Source organism: Saccharospirillum alexandrii (genome assembly GCF_004000275.1).
In the GTDB taxonomy this organism is placed as follows: domain Bacteria; phylum Pseudomonadota; class Gammaproteobacteria; order Pseudomonadales; family Natronospirillaceae; genus Saccharospirillum; species Saccharospirillum alexandrii.
This window is the reverse complement of the sequence record NZ_RCIP01000001.1, coordinates 1,416,363-1,434,461: the sequence shown is the minus strand read 5'-3', so window position 1 is coordinate 1,434,461 and position 18,099 is coordinate 1,416,363. Positions and strand designations below refer to the sequence as shown.

General features: G+C 54.5%; 16 protein-coding genes. 9 read left to right on the top strand and 7 right to left on the bottom strand.

From position 1 onward, the window contains the following. Positions 1-2: 2 nt before the first annotated feature. The 5 genes from EP166_RS06445 to EP166_RS06425 all read right to left on the bottom strand — a co-directional run bounded on the left by EP166_RS06445 (position 3) and on the right by EP166_RS06425 (position 6,086). Positions 3-1,328 (bottom strand): biotin/lipoyl-containing protein, encoded by a 1,326-nt coding sequence (locus tag EP166_RS06445; protein WP_127555939.1) that lies wholly within the window; start codon positions 1,326-1,328, stop codon positions 3-5. After that, a complete protein-coding gene (locus EP166_RS06440) occupies positions 1,318-2,313 on the bottom strand; it encodes an alpha-ketoacid dehydrogenase subunit beta (protein ID WP_127555938.1) in 996 nt (331 codons plus the stop codon). Before EP166_RS06440 ends, EP166_RS06445 begins: the two co-directional genes overlap by 11 nt. Before the next feature lie 10 nt (positions 2,314-2,323). Continuing rightward, the gene (locus tag EP166_RS06435) at positions 2,324-3,325 is read right to left on the bottom strand and encodes a thiamine pyrophosphate-dependent dehydrogenase E1 component subunit alpha (protein WP_127555937.1); all 1,002 of its coding nucleotides are present in this window, start codon (positions 3,323-3,325) and stop codon (positions 2,324-2,326) included. Between the two features lie 184 nt (positions 3,326-3,509). Then, positions 3,510-4,319 carry an SDR family NAD(P)-dependent oxidoreductase gene (locus EP166_RS06430; RefSeq protein ID WP_127555936.1) on the bottom strand — a complete coding sequence of 270 codons (810 nt, stop codon included), beginning with the start codon at positions 4,317-4,319 and terminating at the stop codon, positions 3,510-3,512. A gap of 21 nt (positions 4,320-4,340) precedes the next feature. Beyond that, on the bottom strand, positions 4,341-6,086 hold the full coding sequence (locus tag EP166_RS06425; protein ID WP_164743840.1) for an extracellular solute-binding protein: 1,746 nt from the start codon (positions 6,084-6,086) through the stop codon (positions 4,341-4,343). A 283-nt stretch (positions 6,087-6,369) separates the two neighbouring features. Between EP166_RS06425 and EP166_RS06420 the strand changes: the two genes are divergently transcribed. The 7 genes from EP166_RS06420 to EP166_RS06390 all read left to right on the top strand — a co-directional run bounded on the left by EP166_RS06420 (position 6,370) and on the right by EP166_RS06390 (position 13,644). After that, positions 6,370-7,323: a sugar ABC transporter substrate-binding protein gene (locus EP166_RS06420; RefSeq protein WP_127555934.1), complete on the top strand. Its 954-nt coding sequence runs from the start codon at positions 6,370-6,372 to the stop codon at positions 7,321-7,323. Between the two features lie 163 nt (positions 7,324-7,486). After that, a complete protein-coding gene (locus EP166_RS06415) occupies positions 7,487-8,422 on the top strand; it encodes an ABC transporter permease (protein WP_246026245.1) in 936 nt (311 codons plus the stop codon). Positions 8,423-8,431: 9 nt separating this feature from the next. After that, the gene (locus EP166_RS06410; protein ID WP_127555932.1) at positions 8,432-9,433 is read left to right on the top strand and encodes an ABC transporter permease; all 1,002 of its coding nucleotides are present in this window, start codon (positions 8,432-8,434) and stop codon (positions 9,431-9,433) included. Then, positions 9,430-10,932 (top strand): sugar ABC transporter ATP-binding protein, encoded by a 1,503-nt coding sequence (locus tag EP166_RS06405; protein WP_127555931.1) that lies wholly within the window; start codon positions 9,430-9,432, stop codon positions 10,930-10,932. The genes EP166_RS06410 and EP166_RS06405 overlap by 4 nt, the downstream gene beginning before the upstream one ends. A gap of 64 nt (positions 10,933-10,996) precedes the next feature. Then, positions 10,997-12,301 (top strand): M24 family metallopeptidase, encoded by a 1,305-nt coding sequence (locus EP166_RS06400; RefSeq protein WP_127555930.1) that lies wholly within the window; start codon positions 10,997-10,999, stop codon positions 12,299-12,301. Between the two features lie 22 nt (positions 12,302-12,323). After that, complete coding sequence (locus EP166_RS06395) at positions 12,324-12,728, top strand: FmdB family zinc ribbon protein (RefSeq protein ID WP_127555929.1); 405 nt, start codon at positions 12,324-12,326, stop codon at positions 12,726-12,728. 241 nt (positions 12,729-12,969) lie between these two features. Further along, positions 12,970-13,644 carry a substrate-binding periplasmic protein gene (locus tag EP166_RS06390; RefSeq protein ID WP_164743839.1) on the top strand — a complete coding sequence of 225 codons (675 nt, stop codon included), beginning with the start codon at positions 12,970-12,972 and terminating at the stop codon, positions 13,642-13,644. A 59-nt stretch (positions 13,645-13,703) separates the two neighbouring features. Here EP166_RS06390 and EP166_RS06385 read toward each other — a convergent pair whose 3' ends face one another. Together EP166_RS06385 and EP166_RS06380 are read right to left on the bottom strand one after the other, a co-directional pair. Then, complete coding sequence (locus EP166_RS06385; protein ID WP_127555927.1) at positions 13,704-14,867, bottom strand: CaiB/BaiF CoA transferase family protein; 1,164 nt, start codon at positions 14,865-14,867, stop codon at positions 13,704-13,706. 91 nt (positions 14,868-14,958) lie between these two features. Then, positions 14,959-15,468, bottom strand: coding sequence for a MarR family winged helix-turn-helix transcriptional regulator (locus tag EP166_RS06380; protein ID WP_127555926.1), 510 nt, complete (start codon positions 15,466-15,468; stop codon positions 14,959-14,961). A 162-nt stretch (positions 15,469-15,630) separates the two neighbouring features. Between EP166_RS06380 and EP166_RS06375 the strand changes: the two genes are divergently transcribed. Further along, positions 15,631-16,776 carry a 2-hydroxyacyl-CoA dehydratase family protein gene (locus tag EP166_RS06375; protein WP_127555925.1) on the top strand — a complete coding sequence of 382 codons (1,146 nt, stop codon included), beginning with the start codon at positions 15,631-15,633 and terminating at the stop codon, positions 16,774-16,776. Then, positions 16,776-18,068, top strand: a complete 1,293-nt coding sequence (locus EP166_RS06370) for a 2-hydroxyacyl-CoA dehydratase family protein (RefSeq protein ID WP_220432490.1) — start codon at positions 16,776-16,778, stop codon at positions 18,066-18,068. The genes EP166_RS06375 and EP166_RS06370 overlap by 1 nt, the downstream gene beginning before the upstream one ends. Positions 18,069-18,099: the final 31 nt, after the last annotated feature.

Here is an 18,099-nt window from a genome sequence, read left to right as displayed (position 1 = left end):
CTTTAGAAGAGGTGCCGAATGGGATCTGCCATGCGTCCGGCAAAGTTATCGAGTACGACGGCTGCATCTTTCCCGGCGAGCAGGGCATTGGTGCAGGTCAGTGTCAGCATCAGTTCATCGCCGGAGCTCACGATCGCAATGACGGGTGCTGACTCGGGCGGAAGTTCAGCTGAGGAAATAAAAGTTCCCCGCAGATCGTGAATGATGACATCCGGTTCGCCTTCCGTAGCTACGGTCTCTGACAATCTCTGACGGGCCGAATAGGTTTCACTGGTACCTCGCCGGTTAATGCGCACGGTCGCCTGATCGGCCAGGCTGGCGCCGGCAAAGGCAGCGATGACACTCGCGTCACTGGCAGACTCGATATGACCGGTTGCCCAGTCAAGAAAAGCATCCAGTGCAACCGGTGATACGCGTGCGGACAATCGGGTTATTACCGCGCCGGGCGCCGCGAACTCCGATCGTTTCCCGGCCTTTTCATGGGCTTGCCTGAGTGCTTCAAAGTCTCTGGCATGAAACGGTTGGGGGTGGCCTGTAGCGGCCAGATGGGCCAGATCATAGCCCGCCTGGTGGGCGAGGCGCTTTAGCTTGGGCGAGGCCAGTACCTTCCCTTCCGGTGCCGGCTCCCGACGCCTGCTGACTTCCGGTTGTTTTGGGGCAGCCGGCTCTGCAACGGTCGTTGCCGGCGCTTTTTCCGATACCTCTACCGAGGGTTGATCGGCGCTGGCAGTGGGCACGGCCGACGACGAATACGCTCTGTCGACGGGGTCTGATACCGGGTCTTCGCTGATGATGGCAATTGTTTCGCCCGTGGGTACGTCGTCGCCAGCGGCGGCCAGCCGCGCCGCGAGATAGCCATCAACGCCAGCCGGTACCTCAACCACACTCTTGTCCGTTTCCACTTCGAACAGAATGTCATGCTGTTTGACGGCGTCACCGGGTTCCTTGTTCCACCCGACCAATACGCCCGAATCCTGAGACATGCCGAGCACGGGCATAATGATCGGTTTGCCGGTAGGCAGTGAGTCAGGCTTTTGGGCTGCTTCCACAGGTTCTTTGTCGGCTGTCTCGCCCGGCGCCGGAGCGTCGGCCGTATCACTGATGATGGCAATGACCTGGCCAACCGGTATCTCATCCCCATCACGAGCGCTGACGCTTACCAGAAAACCACTGGCAGGGGCTTCAACTTCCATGGTGGATTTGTCGGTTTCCACTTCGAACAGGGTTTCGCCCTGAGTAACGGCCTCACCCTCCGACTTGTGCCAGGCGAGCAGCGTCCCCGTATCCTGCGCCATGCCCAACGCAGGCATGATGATGTCATGCCGCATTGATCAACTCCCCGCTTACCAGTTTTTTGGCCTGTTCGAACACCCGCTCCGGGGTGGGAACCGTGATGTCTTCGAGTGCCGGTGAGAAAGGAATAGGTACGTCCATCGCGCCGATACGGGTGGTCGGGGCATCCAGATGGTAAAACGCCTGTTCATTGATCCGGCTGGCAATCTCCGAGGTCACGCCAAAGCTCTGGTGACCTTCATCGACCACAATGACCCGGCCCGTCTTTTTGGCCGATTCAACCAGAGTCTTTTCATCCAGCGGGACAATGGTGCGCGGGTCGATGACCTCGGCACTGATGCCCTCAGCCTGCAGCATTTCTGCCGCTTTCTCACACACCTGCACCATAGAGGAGGTGCCGATGAGTGTGATGTCGGTGCCTTCGCGTTTTATGCAGGCTTCACCAAAGGGGATGCTGTATTCCTCTTCCGGTACTTCGGCGGAGTCCTGATACATCAGCTTGTCTTCGAAAATGACGACGGGATTGTCGTCGCGAATCGCGGTCTTCAGCAGGCCCTTGGCTTCATAGGCAGATGATGGCATGGCCACCTTTAAACCCGGTATGTGGGCAACAATGGCATGCAGTGATTGTGAATGTTGCGCTGCCGAGCGCCGCGTTGCGCCCATATTGGTGCGCAACACCAGCGGTACATTGAGTTTGCCGCCGGACATGTAATGGGTTTTGGCCGCCTGGTTACACAACTGGTCCATGATCAGAAAGATGAAGTCGCCGAACATCAAGTCGACAACGGGGCGCATCCCCGTCATGGCAGCACCCACACCAATACCCATAAAACCGGGTTCGGAAATGGGCGTATCGATGACGCGTTCGGTCCCAAACTCTTCCACCAGGCCCGACAAAACCTTGAAGGGTGTACCGGCTTCTGCCACGTCTTCGCCGAGAATAATCACCGTTTCGTCGTGGCGCATCTCTTCAGCCAGTGCCTCGTTAACGGCCTTTGATAACGTAATTTTCCGCATACTGTTCTCCTCAGGCTAAGACATGCTCAATATCGGTGTAGACGTGCATGTCCACCTCCGAGACATCCGGGTAGGGGGCGTCCAACGCGTAGGCGACGGCCGCTTCCGCGTCTTCGGTGACCTCCTTGCTGAGCTCGTCCAATTCGGCCTCCGTGGCGTACTTGTTCTCGATTAGCCAGGCGCGCATACGGATGATCGGGTCCCGGTTTTCACGCCAGTCTTCTTCTTCCGACTTGGCGCGGTAGTATTCGCGATTAATGTCACCGACATGGTGTCCGTGATAGCGGTAGGTCATCAGTTCCAGGAAGAAAGGTCCTTCACCTTTGCGGGCGCGATCGACTAACGTGCGGGACAGCTCGTTTACAGCGATGACGTCCTGACCATCCACCTGATGCGACTCGATACCAAATGCTTCAGCCCGGGCCGTAATGGAACCGGCTGCAATTTCTTCCGTCTTGGTGTACTCGGAATAGCCGTTGTTCTCACAGGCGTAAATGACCGGGAGTTTCCACAGTGCGGCCATGTTCATCACTTCGTACATCAGCCCCTGGGCAGTAGCGCCATCACCAAAGAAACAAACGGCGACATCACCGGTTTTTTTCAGTTTGGAAGTGAGTGCAGCTCCGGTTGCAATGCCGAGAGAACCGCCCACGATTGCATTGGCACCCAGGTTGCCATTTGACTGATCGGCAATGTGCATGGAACCGCCCTTGCCACGGCAGTAGCCTTCTTCTTTCCCCAGCAATTCACAGAACATGGCTTTGAAGTCTGCTCCCTTGGCGACACAATGCCCGTGACCTCTGTGGGTGGAGGTGATCTTGTCGGTAGGCAATAAGGCTTCGCAAATACCAACGGCGACAGCCTCTTCCCCGGAATACATATGCGTCAGACCTGGCATCTTGGCTGACAGGTAGAGCTGATTCGCATTGTTCTCAAAGGTACGGATGCGAACCATCTGACGAAACATTCTTAACGCATCGTCCGCACTCACTTTCTTCTTGGCGTTACTCATTGCAAACCTCTGTAGTTGACCTGGCAGCCCGTTGGTGTTGGGCGTCGTCGTACCAGGTTTGGCGAAAAATGAGGGCAAGTGTTCAGCAAACCGCCGGCCGCAACGCAGTATCCATGGAGAACAGAACAAGCAACATTGGTTCTGTGGTTACCATTTCAGATACCGCGATGTCAGCCGGTTGGCGTTACTGCATGACGATGCCACCATCAATCATGATCATCTGGCCGGTCATATAGTCGCTTTCATCCGAGCACAGGAAAGCGGCGGTGCCGACAACGTCATCGGGCGTTGACAGCTTTTTCATCAGAATCATTGTTTTGGCAAGGTGATCCATGGACTGGCCTTCCTCTTCGAACATGCCAATCTCAACCAAGTCCTTGTCCAGTTGTTCCCACAACTCGGTCTTGACAACACCAGGGCCATAGCCATTGACGGTGATCTTGTGTTCCCAGAGTGCCTTGGCACCCCCAGTGGTCAGGGCAAGGACGGCGTGCTTCGAACAGCCATAAGGAATGACATCCAGGAAGGTGGTGCGAGACAAAATGCTGCCCACGTTGATGATCTTGTAGGGGTGATCGTCCATTGGGCCCTGCTTGATCATTTGTTTTGTCGCCTCTTGCATGCCATAGAGCATGCCTTTGGTGTTGACGTTCATGATCAGGTCCCAGTTTTCATCATCGATGTCCAGAAACATTTTCGGCTTGTTGACGCCTGCGTTGTTCAGGTACACGTTGATGGAGCCGAACGCATCGACACAGGCCTGAACCGCTGCCGTATGGTCTTCCCGCTTGGTCACGTTCATTGAAACGGCAATGGCTTTGCCAACACCGGCTTCGTTGATGCTGTTTGCAACAGCCTTGACGCCTTCGACGTTCAAATCGCCAAGAACGACGTTGGCGCCCTGAGCGGCAAAATACATGGCATTGGCTGCGCCCATACCCTGTGCGGCACCGGTGATAACGATGTTTTTTCCAGACAGTCTCTTCGGATCCATTTCACTTCTCCAGTCTTGTTGTTATTGCCAGTTTTCAATGAGTTTTTGAACACCATCGTGAGCCCGCGACAGCGCCTCTTCCGGTGTGATGACCCCTCGCAGCATTTCGTGCAATACGACGCCACAGAACTGGGTTATCGCTCCAAACTCGGGAGTGGGTGGTCTCGGCCATGCCTGCAGTTGGTCCTGGATGGCCAGTTGGTCAACCGCATCAAAGATCGGTGAATTGATGCGGATGTTTGGATCTTCACTTGCCGAATACCGTGAGCAACCGCGGCTGCCATTTTTCACATAGAGGCTCTGAGCCCGTTCGGACGTGAATGTCTCCAGGGCGATGGCAGCTTCCTGTCTGCGTCGCTCGCTTAAATTACTGGGAATGCCCAGCACAAAGCCGCCCAATGGGGAAATGGGTTTTTTGCCGGAACCGGCCGGGTGCGCGATGAAGCCGGTGTTGTCTTTGGCCGGAGAATTGTCGTCATCTTCGAAATAGGGTGTCATCTGGGAAAAGCTGTAGGTCATGGCGACCTGGCCCTGGGCATAGCTTTTGGTCCGCTCATACCAGGACATGTTCAGGATGCCCGGGGGTGAGTACTTCAGTAATTCAAGTAAGAACTTGGCTGCAGACAGACCCGCCTGCGAGTCGATCATTGATCGATACTTGCGACTGCCCAGGCCCGCAATCGAGAATTCCTCTCCATCCGGAGCGAGATCAATGATTGGTTGGCCAAAATCGGCCATCGCCATCATAAAGGTATGGCTCAGAGCGGTACCTCTTGCCGCATTCCAGGCGATACCGTAGATCTGTTTTTCCGGCTTATGCAATTTTGCGGCAACCGCCAGCAGTTCATCGATAGTTGTAGGCGGCGCAATGGCTTCCTGAGCAAAGAGGTCAGTCCGGTACATCAGAACTTCAGAGGTGGTCTCTACCGGGATGCCGTAGCAACGTCCACCCCAGTGGGACGCTCTCCAACTGGCGGCGTGAAAGTCTGTCGGGCTGAGTGCCTCCATGTCGATCAGTGTATCCAGCGGCAACAACATGCCCCGTTCGGCAAATTCGCCAATCCATGGGAAATTGACGGCGACCAGATCGTAACTGCTTTTTTCACGGCCCGAGTTCTCTACGGCCTCGTCGTAGAGTTTATCGAGAGAATAGGACCGGTGATGGATAGGGCACCCGACGATCAGTTCGAAGTGCCGCTTGAGGTTGTTCATGATCAGGAATGTAGGGTCGCTGTGCGACAACATGCGCAACCCGCCGGGCAATGACAGAGGGGTACTCAATACGTTCAACGGCGGCCCGAGGCGTTCGCTGAAGTAATCACTGCCGAAGAAACGCTCGTCAGGTTCGAGCTTTTGATCGGCCAGGTTGACCGTGCTGTTGATCAGCAGGTGGTTGTCTTTGGCCATCTGGATCCAGAGCGACAGCAACTGATCGCTGGGGTGCAAGGTAAAGCTGCGTTCACTTTTATGGCGTGCTCTGCGGTTAATCAGGCCTGATTCAACCAGTTCATTCAACCGGCGGGTAGCGGTGGCATAGGGTACGCCACTGATGTCGATAAGCAGCGTAGGCGAGGTTACTTTTCCCTGAAAATGGCGCCTCAGGAGTTCAACACACATACGAATGTGGGCGTTGGGTTTGAACAGTGAATGAGCCGACTCAAAGGCCAGCATGTGTTCATCCATGTAGTCGAGAAAGCGCAATACGCCTTCATCCGGAGCCGCCAACACCGAGATTCTGTCTACCGAATTGTTGTGCATTGACGCCATAAAAACCGCTCCGTGTCTTGCTTGGGCCGCCTTCATTGCCAGTTGGCCGCAATTAGTTCTTATTAGGGAACTGAATATACTCCCAGAGCGTAAGTATATTAACCATTATGATGTCCATAATGGATATGACGTATCCAAAATGGATATATTGGGGGGTTTTTCAACGTGCAGCCGGGGGTATGGTTAATGGGCCCGTTTAAAACTGGGAATGCGTAACTTGCCGTTGACCTAGCTGATGCAGCAGTAACGCAGTAAAGCAGAACAACAATAACGGAGAGTAAACATGAGCACGAAAACACTACTTGCAACCGCTGTAACTGCCACCGTTTTAATGGGTCCTGCCCTGGCGATGGCCGAAATGAGAATTGGTATCACACAGAATAACGTGGGTGTTGATAGCTACCAGACAACCTATGAGAGTGCCTTTATCGCGGCAGCAGAGGCTAATGATGAGGTTCGCGCCGTCGTCCTTGATGCCGGGGGTGATGTAGCACGGCAAATTGCCCAGGTCGATTCGCTCATTCAACAGGAAGTTGACGCGATCATCATCTGGCCAACCAATGGCGAGGCCGTCATCCCGGCTGTCCGCAGAGCGCATAATGCCGGTATCCCTGTGGTTGTCACCAACTCCAACATTGCAGAGCAGGGGTTTGATTTCATTCGGTCTTTCTCTGGGCCGGATAACGTAACGCAAGGCAGTCGCTCTGCCGAAATCATGTGTGACAAGTTCAAGGACATGGGGATCGAGAACGAAGCCAAAGTTGTACAAATCTCTGGACAACCTGGCTACACCACGGCCATTGAGCGCGCGGCCGGCTTCGAAGACCGCTTGCCTGAGGTCTGCCCTAATGTGGAGCTGATGGAAACGCAGCCCGGCGACTGGAACCGGGAGCGGTCTCAACAGGTCATGGAAGCCTTTTTGACCAAGTACGATGACATTGACGGCGTCTATTCGGGCGACGACAACATGGGTGTTGGCGCACTCAATGCAGCCCGCGCCGCAGACCGTGACGGTATCATTTTTGTGGGTGCCACCAATTTCTCGGTAGGTTACGACGCAATGGCTGAAGGTGAGTACTGGGGTTCTATTTACCAGTCGCCCGTCGATGATGCGGAAGCTGCGCTGCAAACCGCCATTGACATTCTGGAAGGTAAAGAGGTGCCTTTCCTGAACTATTTCGACACACCGAAAATCACTCAAGACAATATGGATGAGTTTACCCGTCCAGTTTTCTGATACGGGCGATGGGTAGGTGCTCATTGGCACTTTCATAATCCCACTGTCAATGTCCCATGGCGTTCAATCGAACGCATGGGGCACTCTTTAACCCGAATAACAACAAAACGGTTTCAGGGATACCCCTATGGCAAATCTAGCCAGAAAACGAATTCTTACCGTGATGGGAAATCAAGGCATTCTCATTGCCTTCGTGGTGTTTATGGTGATTTTCGCGCTCGCAAGTCCGAAGTTCCTGTCGTTGGACAATCTGCAAAGCGTGGTCAGATCATCTGCGATTCTGGGTGTGATGGCGCTTGGCGTTACCTTTGTCGTCATCAGCGGGAATCTCGACCTGTCGGTCGGTTCCATGATGTCATTCTCCACCATCGTAGTGCTGGACCTGCACGATAAATTAGGGCCCAGCCTGGCCATTCCGACCATGTACTTGATGACACTCGGTTTGGGCGGGACCATTGGCTTTCTGGTTGGGTATCTAAGACTTAATTCACTGATTGTAACGCTTGGCATGCTCTCAGCCATCCATGGGCTGACGCTGACCTATTCAGGCGGAAAAAACATGGATATTGATGACAAGGCAGGTACCTGGTTCAGCTTCTTTGGGCAAGGAGAAATTCTAGGGTTGCCTGTCCCGATTATCCTGTTTGTTGCACTGGCTGCCTTCCTTGGCGTGCTGCTGGCTAAAACTCCGTTTGGCAGAAAGGTATATGCCGTCGGTGGTAATTCAACCGCTGCGTCATTTTCTGGCATACCCAGAGCCCGCACCGTATTTACCTGTTATCTCATTTCAGCGTTTTGCGTGGCAACGGCCGGGTTGATTCAGGCCAGCCGTTCCATGGGCAGTCAGAACACAGTCGGCCAAGGCCTGGAGCTGGAAGTGCTCGCGGCTGTCATTCTCGGAGGCGCTTCTTTACTGGGTGGTTCCGGTACGGTTCTCAAGACGGTAATTGGTGTGCTCATTCTTGGCTTTATTCAAAACGGACTCCTGCTGATTGGCTGGCCTTTCTACATCCAGTATGTCATCACGTGGATCATTATCATCCTGGCGGTGTGGCTCGATATTTCAGTCAAACGCGGTAAGTTCTGGGCCACGATATAGGAGCCGGTAATGAATTCTGAATTTATAAAACGCAATCTCAGCACCAGCGCAATCTGGCTGTTCATTGTTGTTGAGCTCATATTCTTTAGTGTCGCGGGGCAATACTTATCGCTAACCGACGTTGCTTTTATGGATGGCGGCAACATGCTGCTTCTGCTCAAACAGTCAGCGCCCATTGGCATCATTGCTGTCGGTATGACCATCGTAATGGTCAATGGAAACATTGACTTGAGCGTTGGTGCCATCTTTGCGATGGCCGGTATCATTCTGCTGGATAGTTTGTCCTGGAGCATTTTTTCAGGTATCGGAGACTGGGTCATCGTTGTCAGTGTGCTACTTGCACTGACAACCGGTGTGTTGCTTGGCGCGCTCAACGGGTTGATTGTCTGGAAGACAGGCGTCGATGCTTTCATTGTCACCCTGGGTTCCATGCTGGGCTATCGCGGGCTTGTGTTCATGTTCAATGGCGAAAACCCAACGTCAAATCTCAACTGGACACTGGTCGACCTTGCCGAGGCTAGGTTCCTTGGAGTTCACACGGCTACCTGGGTGTTTGGCTTGACCGTATTGATTGTTTGGCTAATCACCCGCTACACAGTCCATGGACGCAATGCGTATGCCATTGGCGATAACCGGAATGCCGCAGTGAACGCTGGCATTCGAGTCGGTCCGCACATGTTAATCAACTTTGCATTGATAGGCTTTCTGGCCGCACTGTCAGCGGTGGTTTTCTACGCCGGATCAGGATCGGTAAACCCGAATGATGGCATGTTGTATGAACTGTGGGTCATCACCGCCGTGGTGTTAGGCGGTACCAAACTGGCCGGTGGGTCGGGCTCCATTATCGGTACTCTGGGAGGGGTCATTGCCATCCAGTTGCTGCGTACCGGGCTGGGTTACATCGGTGCGGACACTTCGACCGTTAATTTGGTTCTCGGCCTGATCCTGATTGTGGTTCTGTTTATTGATCGCCAGCTTAACGTCAAGGGCGCACAGGAGTTAAAAGTATGACTCAGTCAACGCCAGCCCTGCGTCTGGAGGGTATTGTCAAGGAATTTCCGGGTGTAAAAGCACTCGATAACGTATCGCTGTCGGTAATGGCGGGTGAAGTTCACGCACTGATGGGCGAAAACGGCGCTGGAAAATCCACACTGATGAAGGTGCTCGGTGGCATCTATCAGCCCGATGCCGGAACAATCTATGTGGCTGAAACGCCGGTTGTCATGTCCAACCCGCTCGATGCGAAGAACAAGGGCATTGTTTTTATACATCAGGAACTCAGCCTTGCTGAAGAGCTCTCGGTGGCAGAAAACGTTTATTTGGGTGAGCTGCCGAGAAAGTCAGTGGGAAGGGTTGACTGGAAAACGCTTTACGAGAAAACGGACGAAATCCTTAGGCGTCTGAAAGTAAGCTTCAATGCTCGCACTCGGGTAGGCGATCTGTCCATCGCCAACCAGCAGATGGTTGAGATCGCGCGAGCGCTGACCGTTGATGCCAAGGCGGTCATTTTCGACGAGCCGACAGCATCACTAACTGATGCTGAGAAACTGGTCTTGTTTGAAGTGATTGACGACTTGAAGAGCCAGGGTGTCGGTATCGTATATATATCTCATCGCATGGAGGAGATCTTCAAGATCACCGATCGGGTCAGCGTGCTTCGCGATGGCCAGTATCAGGATTCCGTGTTGACGGCAGACACCTCAGAGGAAGCCATTACCCGAATGATGATTGGCCGAAACCTCGACCTATCCCGTGCTCCAGTCAGCCATGAGCTGGGAGAGGTTGCTATCGAGGTTAAAGACCTTAGTTGTGGAGCCTCATTCCAAAACGTCAGTTTCAAAGTTCGGTGTGGAGAAGTGCTTGGGTTCTACGGTTTGGTGGGTGCAGGCAGGACGGAAATAGCGGAAACGCTGTTTGGCCTCCGGCAGCCCAGTTCGGGAACGATCTTACTGGATGGAAAGGAGACGGTGATCAGTTCACCTGCTATCGCCATCAGAGAAGGTATTTCCCTGGTTCCTGAAGACCGAAAAACCCAGGGGCTGGTGCTAGGCATGAACTGCCGGGACAACATGACGTTGCCTCAGATCGATGACATGAAAGCAGGGCCATTCGTATCCGATGGGGCAGAAGTAGCGCTTTTCGACCTGTATCGGGATCGGCTGGATATTCGCACGCCGGGTTGGCGACAGACTGTGGGTAATCTATCGGGCGGTAACCAGCAGAAAATTGTCATTGGCAAGTGGCTGTCAATGCACCCGAAAGTCCTGATCGTTGATGAGCCAACACGAGGCATCGACGTAGGCTCCAAATCCGAGATTCACAAGCTGATACGAGAGCTTGCAGCCAGTGGCTACGCCGTCATAGTGATCAGTTCGGAAATGCCGGAAGTACTGCACGTGGCCGATCGAATTGTTGCCATGTACTCAGGCGAAATAATAAAGACGTTCACATCAGACGATGTAACGGAAGACAACCTTATCCAGGCGATCTCCGGAATTAAACCAAAATAACCAAAGACACTTGGTGAAGTGCCGGAATGTGGTCAGGCACAACACCGTAGGCGAGAGGGATACCATGAGCAATAACATTATCGTAGAACCGACTATCATTGACGCAGAGGCACTTAATCCACGCTGGGACTGGAGTCGTCCCATTCCGGCACCCGGACGCATGAACGTTGATTTTGAGGAGCGGGTCGACTTTCGACGGTTGCACAAGTATCGCGTCGCCCGTGCCAGACAGGCACTCCGAGAATCTGATCTGGGCGCGATGCTGTGTTTTGACAATAACAACATACGCTACCTGACCAGCAGTGTGATCGGCGAGTGGTCCCGCGATAAGATTTGCCGGTATGCGCTGTTCACCGGTAATTCAGATCCGTACCTCTGGGATTTCGGCAGTGCAGCGGCGCATCACCGTTTGAATAACCCCTGGTTCGATAACGACCACTGGCGAGCAGGCATGCTGGGCTTGCGGGGTTCCGTAGCCGAAGAAGCCGGACTGTTTGAAAATGCGGCAAAAGAAATTCGCGACATACTGCAGTCGGAAGGCGTTGCCGATATGCCCATCGGGGTCGATGTCTGCGAACCACCCATGTTGTTCGCCTTGCAAAAACAAGGGCTTGATGTCCGGGATGTCCAGCAGGTGATGCTGAACGCCCGGCAGATCAAAAGCATGGACGAGATTATCCTGCTCAATCAGTCCGCATCGATGGTTGATGGTTGCTACCAGTTGATAGCGGATAACCTTAAGCCTGGCAAGAGAGAAAACGAGCTTGTGGCCATCGCCAACAAGTTTCTGTATGACAATGGGTCGGACGATGTAGAGGCGATCAACGCTGTGTCAGGGGAGCGCTGCAGCCCACACCCACATAACTTTACTGATCGCATGTATCGTCCGGGCGATCAGGCTTTTTTTGACATTATTCAGTCTTACATGGGTTACCGCACCTGTTACTACCGTACCTTGAACGTGGGTAGCAAAACGCCGGCGCAGGTTGATGCGTATCGTAAAGCCCGGGAGTGGATTGATGCAGCCATCAACCTGGTCAGGCCGGGAATGACCACCGACAAAATCGCCGCAGTATGGCCGGCGGCAACGGAGTTTGGATTTCAGAGCGAGATGGAAGCTTTTGGTCTGCAGTTTGGGCATGGGCTTGGTTTGGCACTTCATGAACGCCCGATCATCAGCCGGCTGGTGTCGTTTGAGAACCCGTTCGAACTGCAGGAAGGTATGGTGTTCGCGCTTGAGACCTATTGCCCGGCAGCCGACGGCAATGGCGCGGCGCGCATTGAAGAAGAGGTTGTGGTGACCGCTGATGGCTGTCGGGTAATAACTTTGTTCCCAGCCCAGGACCTGTTCGTGGCGAACCCCTATTAAGTTTTGGAATTGAGGAAACACTATGCCTACCTACACCTATCGGGCAACAGACTCCGGGGAGATCTATGAAATCTCCCACAGCATTCATGAAGCAACCCTGACGCAGCACCCGGACACGGGCGAGGCACTGGAGCGTGTGATATTGGGCGCGCCAGCGTTACACATGAAGGGGTTGAAGAAACACGTTCAGGTTAACTACAAAAGCGCAGCCGCGACCGCTTGTGGCTGTGCTTCGAACGTTGCGCTTGCGCAGCAAATGTACAGCAACAGTCGTGAGACACCGGCCTATGGTTCGGTCAGCAGCAGGCGCACTGTTCACGGCGGAGTCACTACCGGTCCCATTGGTGGCCATAGCCATAGCCACAGCCACGGAGGAAGTTGTGGGCACAACCATGGATCGGGCGGGAGTTGTGGCCACAAGCATTAAAAGGCAGGAAACGTCGGTTGCCAAAGCACTTTAAATAGTCAGTGAGCTGCACTGAAAGTTGGTCTGATGCCTCGTTGATCAGTAACAATACTACCGGTAACGCAGCAGGCTTTCGGGTGAAAGTACAGTGAGGTGCGGGGAGCTTAATAGCTTTGCCAACCTTCGGGACCCGGCGATAGAAACGATCATAGAGGCATTCAGAGGGTGAGTTATGATGTTGTTAAAAACAGCAGATTGTCTGATGCTTGGTGTTCTCCTGGTGGTAGGGTCCAGCTCGCTGGCAGCCAGTGAGCTCAGAGTGATGAAAGAAGATTATGGTCAGTTTCATTACAATACGGATCTGCAAAGTCAGGCCGGTGCCATTGATCTGGAGGACGAGACAACACAGCGAGTCCGGCAGATACTGGACCAGGTGGATGTTGACTACAGCATCCAGATGCGCACCTGGCCGATCTCCTACCGGCGTGCATCCGAAAGACCAGGGTATGGCATCTTTCCATTGGAGCGGCAGGACGATCTGGAAAACACCTTTGAGTTCATAGGGCCTCTGGCGGAGTACCAGTGGGTTGTTTACACCCGGGCAAGCAGTGACCGTGAGATCAGCAGTCTGGATGACTTGCAGGGCATGAGAGTGGGTGGGTATCAGAACTCACCCATTACCGAGTATTTAACGGAACGGGGGGTAAGCGTGGATGAACTGCCCTACGATGCATTGAACCTCAAAAAGCTGACCCTGGGTTATATTGACGCCTGGGTAACCTATAACGCCAACGCAGAAAGCATCGCCCGCCAGGCGGGCTACCCAATGCCAAGATCGGCCTGGGTAGTGAAGACGGTCGATGTTTACCTGGGCATTAACAAAGAAAGTGAGGCCGGGTTGCTGATGTCGTTGGGCGAGGCATCTCAGGGGTTTTGACCTGCTCGGGTTATGCCCGGTATTCAGCGGTGCAATCGCATCGGCATCGGGCTTGGATTCTAGATCATTCCAACCTCGCCCAATATCTCGTCCGTGTGCTCACCTAAACGCGGTGGGGCGGTATCAACCCCTGGACCATCGTGTTCAAATTTGAAACCTGCGTTCAGTATGGTGGCCCGATCAATGGCAGTGCCATTAACGGGAATTTCTAATTGCAATCCGCGATCCTTTAACTGATCGAGTTGTAACACTTCCTCTACCGATCTTACGGCGCCGGCCGGTACACCTGCTTCACACAACCGTTTTTCCCAGTCCATGGCTGAACGGGTCTTAAAGGTTTTGCTTAGTTCTTGTTGTAACGCCTGATCGTGCTGCAAACGCAGGTCAGGGTCGCTAAACCGTGCGTCTTCCAATAAGTCCAACCGTTCCATGGCATGACACAGGCGTTCGTACTGGTTTTGCTGTACCGCGCCGATGGTCAGCGGCATGTCCAGGGTGTCGAATGTATCCGCGGTGGGTGCTCGTGAAAACCCCCGGTTGCCCGTCCGCTCGGGCTGGATGCCTGAAATCATCAGCGGCGAAAAGACGGAGGCCATCATGACCATGGAAGCGTCCAGCATCGACATGTCGATGAACTGGCCTTTTTTGTCAGGGTCCCGCTCACGCTGTATAAAGGCGGACTGAATGGCAAAAGCGGCCAGGAGAGCACTGTAGGTGTCCACAATTGGAAAACCGATGCGCATGGCTTCACTGTCGGCCTCACCGGAAAGACTCATCAGTCCTGAAACGCTCTGGATAATCTGATCGATGGCGGGGTAGTCCCGCATGGGGCCTTCCTGACCGTAGCCGGACACCGAGCAAAAAATCAGCCCGGGATGGCGCTCACGCAAGGTATCGTACCCCAGCCCCAGGCGATTGATGACACCTGGCCGGAAGTTCTCAACCAGGATATCGCTGCTGTCGATGATCCTGAGGGCGGCTTCGCGCCCGAAGTCAGATTTGAGATCCAGCACAACCGATTTCTTGCCGGCATTGGTGGAAATAAACGGCTCGGACATACCACGAAGTTCCCGTCTCTGGGTGTAGTTACGCAGTACGTCGCCACCGGGGGGCTCGATTTTTATGACTTCGGCGCCGAGAAGCCGTAGAAAGTGGGTGGCGAGCGGCCCGGCAATGACGTGCGAAAAATCGGCGATTCGTACGCCCGCGAGTGGTTTTGCCATGAGATCATTCCAATCAAAACGAGTAATAGTTAACAAAGTTAACTACTTGCCTCGCTGACGTCAATGGTTGCCGTCATTTATCCTGGCCAGTTCAGGGGTTGGCGGTGCTGTCCGTCGATTGATGCCGTTCGGCTAGATGAGCGCACAGCCGGTTCATCATGTCGAAGAACTGGGCCTGCTCTTCTGTTGAGAAAATGTTCAGCAAGGTCTCATGCTGAGTTTCCATCTGGTGGCGCATCGCGGCGCGTCGCTTCTCACCTTCTTGGGTCAGAACAAGGGCGTTGTAGCGTTTGTCGGCCTTGACCCGTTCGCGTTTGACCAACCCTTTGTCCTCCATTGAACGGACCACCTTGGTGACCGCCGGTTTCTTGAACACGACTGCCGCGGCAAGGTCGTTCTGAGAGATCCCGGGGTTGATGCCAATGAGGTTGGTAATCGCGATTTCACCCGGTTCGACATTCAGTTCTTTGTAGGCATCTGCAGTTTCATTGCGAATGTAGGTGCGCAGTACTCTCGACAGAAATGGCAAATCTCTGGCCAGGTAGTCCAGTTCCAATTGCCCGTTGTAGGGGAGCGTCGAGATATCAGGAGTGTCAGTCATAGGGTTCCAGAATCCATTTTTTCAGCAGTGAATTTGCCACGGAAGCGCTCAAAGTCAAGCCGTGATCTGCGCCAGCCAGCGATCGTGAACAATGCGTTTGACACAGACAAATCGATATAGTTAACTAAATTAACTAATAACAAAGCGACCCGGAGGTGCAGATTGAAGTCAGCCCAGGCGATCACAGAACTGGAAACGGCCTTTGCCAACAAAGCCCGACCAGCGACTCGCGAAGACAAACCTGCCCGGCTATGGGTGGGGTGCTTTGGTAATGCGGTGCCTGACGTATTGCTGGCTGCGGCAGGATGCCGGTTTGTAGACGTTAAAGCCATTCCGGATGCGGAGCTGAATGACGTTCATCAGGGCATGGCGCGATTTATTGAGCCGTTCCTGGATGATTACACCCGTGTGTTCCTGCACCGGCTCGCCTGTGGACGACTGGATCATCTGAGGGCCATCGTTTTCAGCCGGCAGGATGCGGCAGCCCTGGTCGCTTACCAGTACGCGCTGGAGTATCAGCGCCAGCATCAGGCGGACACAGCTTTTCCGACGCTGCTGTTATGGAACGCGGAACAGGGCACCACTGAGGCTGTGATGACCTTTAACCAACGCCAGGCAAGTCAGCTTTTGACTCGACTGGCGGCGCTGGGTGCCGCGCACCCGAGCAAGGAAGACATCGCAACCGCCATTGAGCAGGTCCGCACCAGGCACCAGGCGCTCGATGAACTGACGCTGGTTCAGCGTGATGGAACGCCCCGGCTTACCGCGCTGGAGGTTTTACGCTGGCGTAATGCGGGGCGCTACCTGGACCCCGCCCAATTTTCTTCGCAATTGCGTACCGCCTTGTCGGATGTGAGTAGCAGGCCGGCTCGGATGGGCAAGCGACTTGGCCTGGTTGGAACAGCCACTGACTCCGAAGACTTATATCGCATGCTCGATTCAGTTGGGTGTGTGGTTGCTGATCTGCAGCCATTTGGCCAGGCCTGGCCGGGGCCAATGAGTGAGTCAGATGATCTGGACGGTCTGTTAAACGCCATGGCGATTGATCCCTTTTGCCCCAGAGGTCGGTCCTCCATCGCCATGGTCGATGCGCTGGCCGATGCCTGTGCGCTGGCTCAATGCGATGCGGTGATCGCCCAGATGGACCAGAACGACGACACATTTGGCTGGGATCTGCCCAGTCTGGAACAGGCGTTGAATGACCGGGGAATTCCTCTGCTGCAACTTGGCTTTCGCGATTTAAGGCCGGACGGTGACTGGATCACCAGGTCCCGGGAACGCTTGACCACTGTCTTGGGAGATCTGTGATGACTGACGCCAACGCAACCGACTACGTGCCGCTGGCAACCGCTCGTCAGGCAACCGACTATCAGCGCGACTGGGTGCGGGGGCTGCGTGAGCAGATCAAGTCCGGCACTGAGTTCGCCTTTGTCAATGCGGATACACCGCATGAATTGTTTCACATCATGGGGCTGCCGATTGTCACTAACCAGTGGTGGTCGGCGGTGTTATCGGCCAAGCAGCTGTCAGAATATTACTTCGATTACATGGAAACGCTGGGCTATCACGATCGATTGGCAAAATACTCCAGTTTGCCGCTGATCGCCGAGCTAGAGGGCGACCGTGAGCGCCAGCCCTGGGGCGGCTTGCCGGCACCGGCGATTCTGTGCGCCCGACAAAGCGCCGATGATCATCAGCGCATCTTTTCCTTATGGGCCAAGCAGACGGGGGCGCCGCTCTTTCTGTTCAGTGCGCCGGCGGTTCCGGACCCGGCGCCCAACTGGTGGCAACTGGCCCGCGACGACTGGGAAACCTTGTACGGAACCGACCGTCTCGACTTGATGGAAGCGGAACTCTACGACCTGGTGCATCAACTGGAACACATCACGGGTCGGGATTTCGACCCGGATGCGTTTGCCCGGTACATGGCCGCCATTAATCGACAGGAAGAACTGTTCGATGACGTCAGTCAGATGTTGGCGCAGGCGCCTCGTTGCCCCATTCGAATAGCTGAACAAATTCCCAACGTGATGATTCCACAATGGCACCGCGGTTCGGACTGGGCCCTGCGACATGCCGAAGCCTTCCGTGACGAAGTGAAACAGCGCATCGAGGACGGCGTGGCGGTATGCCCCGACGAATCCATTCGCATGATGTGGGTCGGCGCGGGGCTCTGGTTCGATACCAGCTTCTACGCGGCGTTTGAAGAAAGCCACAGCGCCGTGTTCGCCTGGTCCATGTACCTGCCGTTCGCTGCCGATGGTTACATCCGGTACGACCATGGCGATCCGATGCGCTCCCTGGCTGCTCGGGTTGTGTCTATGAATGAACAACTGCACCAGCCGCCCTGGGTCAATTCCTGGTTGGTTGAGCAGGCCCGGCGCTATCGAATCGACGTGGCTCTGATGCTGATCCCCCGGCACGATCGCTTTTCCGGTCAGGGTTCCCTGTTCTCGAAACAGGCGCTGGAAGCGGCGGGAATCACGGTGATTGAGATCTGGTCCGACATGGTAGACCGGCGCGAGTGGGACCGGGAGGCCATGGTTGCACGGGTCGCCTCGGTGCTCGATGAGGTGAAGGCAAAAAAGGTTTTGACGTAGTTAACAAAGTTAACTATTGTGGAGTTAAACA

Coding starts and splice junctions, on each gene's coding strand:
- EP166_RS06445 (WP_127555939.1), bottom strand. CDS start 1,328: ATGCGGCATGACATCATCATGCCTGCGTTGGGCATGGCGCAGGATACG.
- EP166_RS06440 (WP_127555938.1), bottom strand. CDS start 2,313: ATGCGGAAAATTACGTTATCAAAGGCCGTTAACGAGGCACTGGCTGAA.
- EP166_RS06435 (WP_127555937.1), bottom strand. CDS start 3,325: ATGAGTAACGCCAAGAAGAAAGTGAGTGCGGACGATGCGTTAAGAATG.
- EP166_RS06430 (WP_127555936.1), bottom strand. CDS start 4,319: ATGGATCCGAAGAGACTGTCTGGAAAAAACATCGTTATCACCGGTGCC.
- EP166_RS06425 (WP_164743840.1), bottom strand. CDS start 6,086: ATGGCGTCAATGCACAACAATTCGGTAGACAGAATCTCGGTGTTGGCG.
- EP166_RS06420 (WP_127555934.1), top strand. CDS start 6,370: ATGAGCACGAAAACACTACTTGCAACCGCTGTAACTGCCACCGTTTTA.
- EP166_RS06415 (WP_246026245.1), top strand. CDS start 7,487: ATGGGAAATCAAGGCATTCTCATTGCCTTCGTGGTGTTTATGGTGATT.
- EP166_RS06410 (WP_127555932.1), top strand. CDS start 8,432: ATGAATTCTGAATTTATAAAACGCAATCTCAGCACCAGCGCAATCTGG.
- EP166_RS06405 (WP_127555931.1), top strand. CDS start 9,430: ATGACTCAGTCAACGCCAGCCCTGCGTCTGGAGGGTATTGTCAAGGAA.
- EP166_RS06400 (WP_127555930.1), top strand. CDS start 10,997: ATGAGCAATAACATTATCGTAGAACCGACTATCATTGACGCAGAGGCA.
- EP166_RS06395 (WP_127555929.1), top strand. CDS start 12,324: ATGCCTACCTACACCTATCGGGCAACAGACTCCGGGGAGATCTATGAA.
- EP166_RS06390 (WP_164743839.1), top strand. CDS start 12,970: ATGCTTGGTGTTCTCCTGGTGGTAGGGTCCAGCTCGCTGGCAGCCAGT.
- EP166_RS06385 (WP_127555927.1), bottom strand. CDS start 14,867: ATGGCAAAACCACTCGCGGGCGTACGAATCGCCGATTTTTCGCACGTC.
- EP166_RS06380 (WP_127555926.1), bottom strand. CDS start 15,468: ATGACTGACACTCCTGATATCTCGACGCTCCCCTACAACGGGCAATTG.
- EP166_RS06370 (WP_220432490.1), top strand. CDS start 16,776: ATGACTGACGCCAACGCAACCGACTACGTGCCGCTGGCAACCGCTCGT.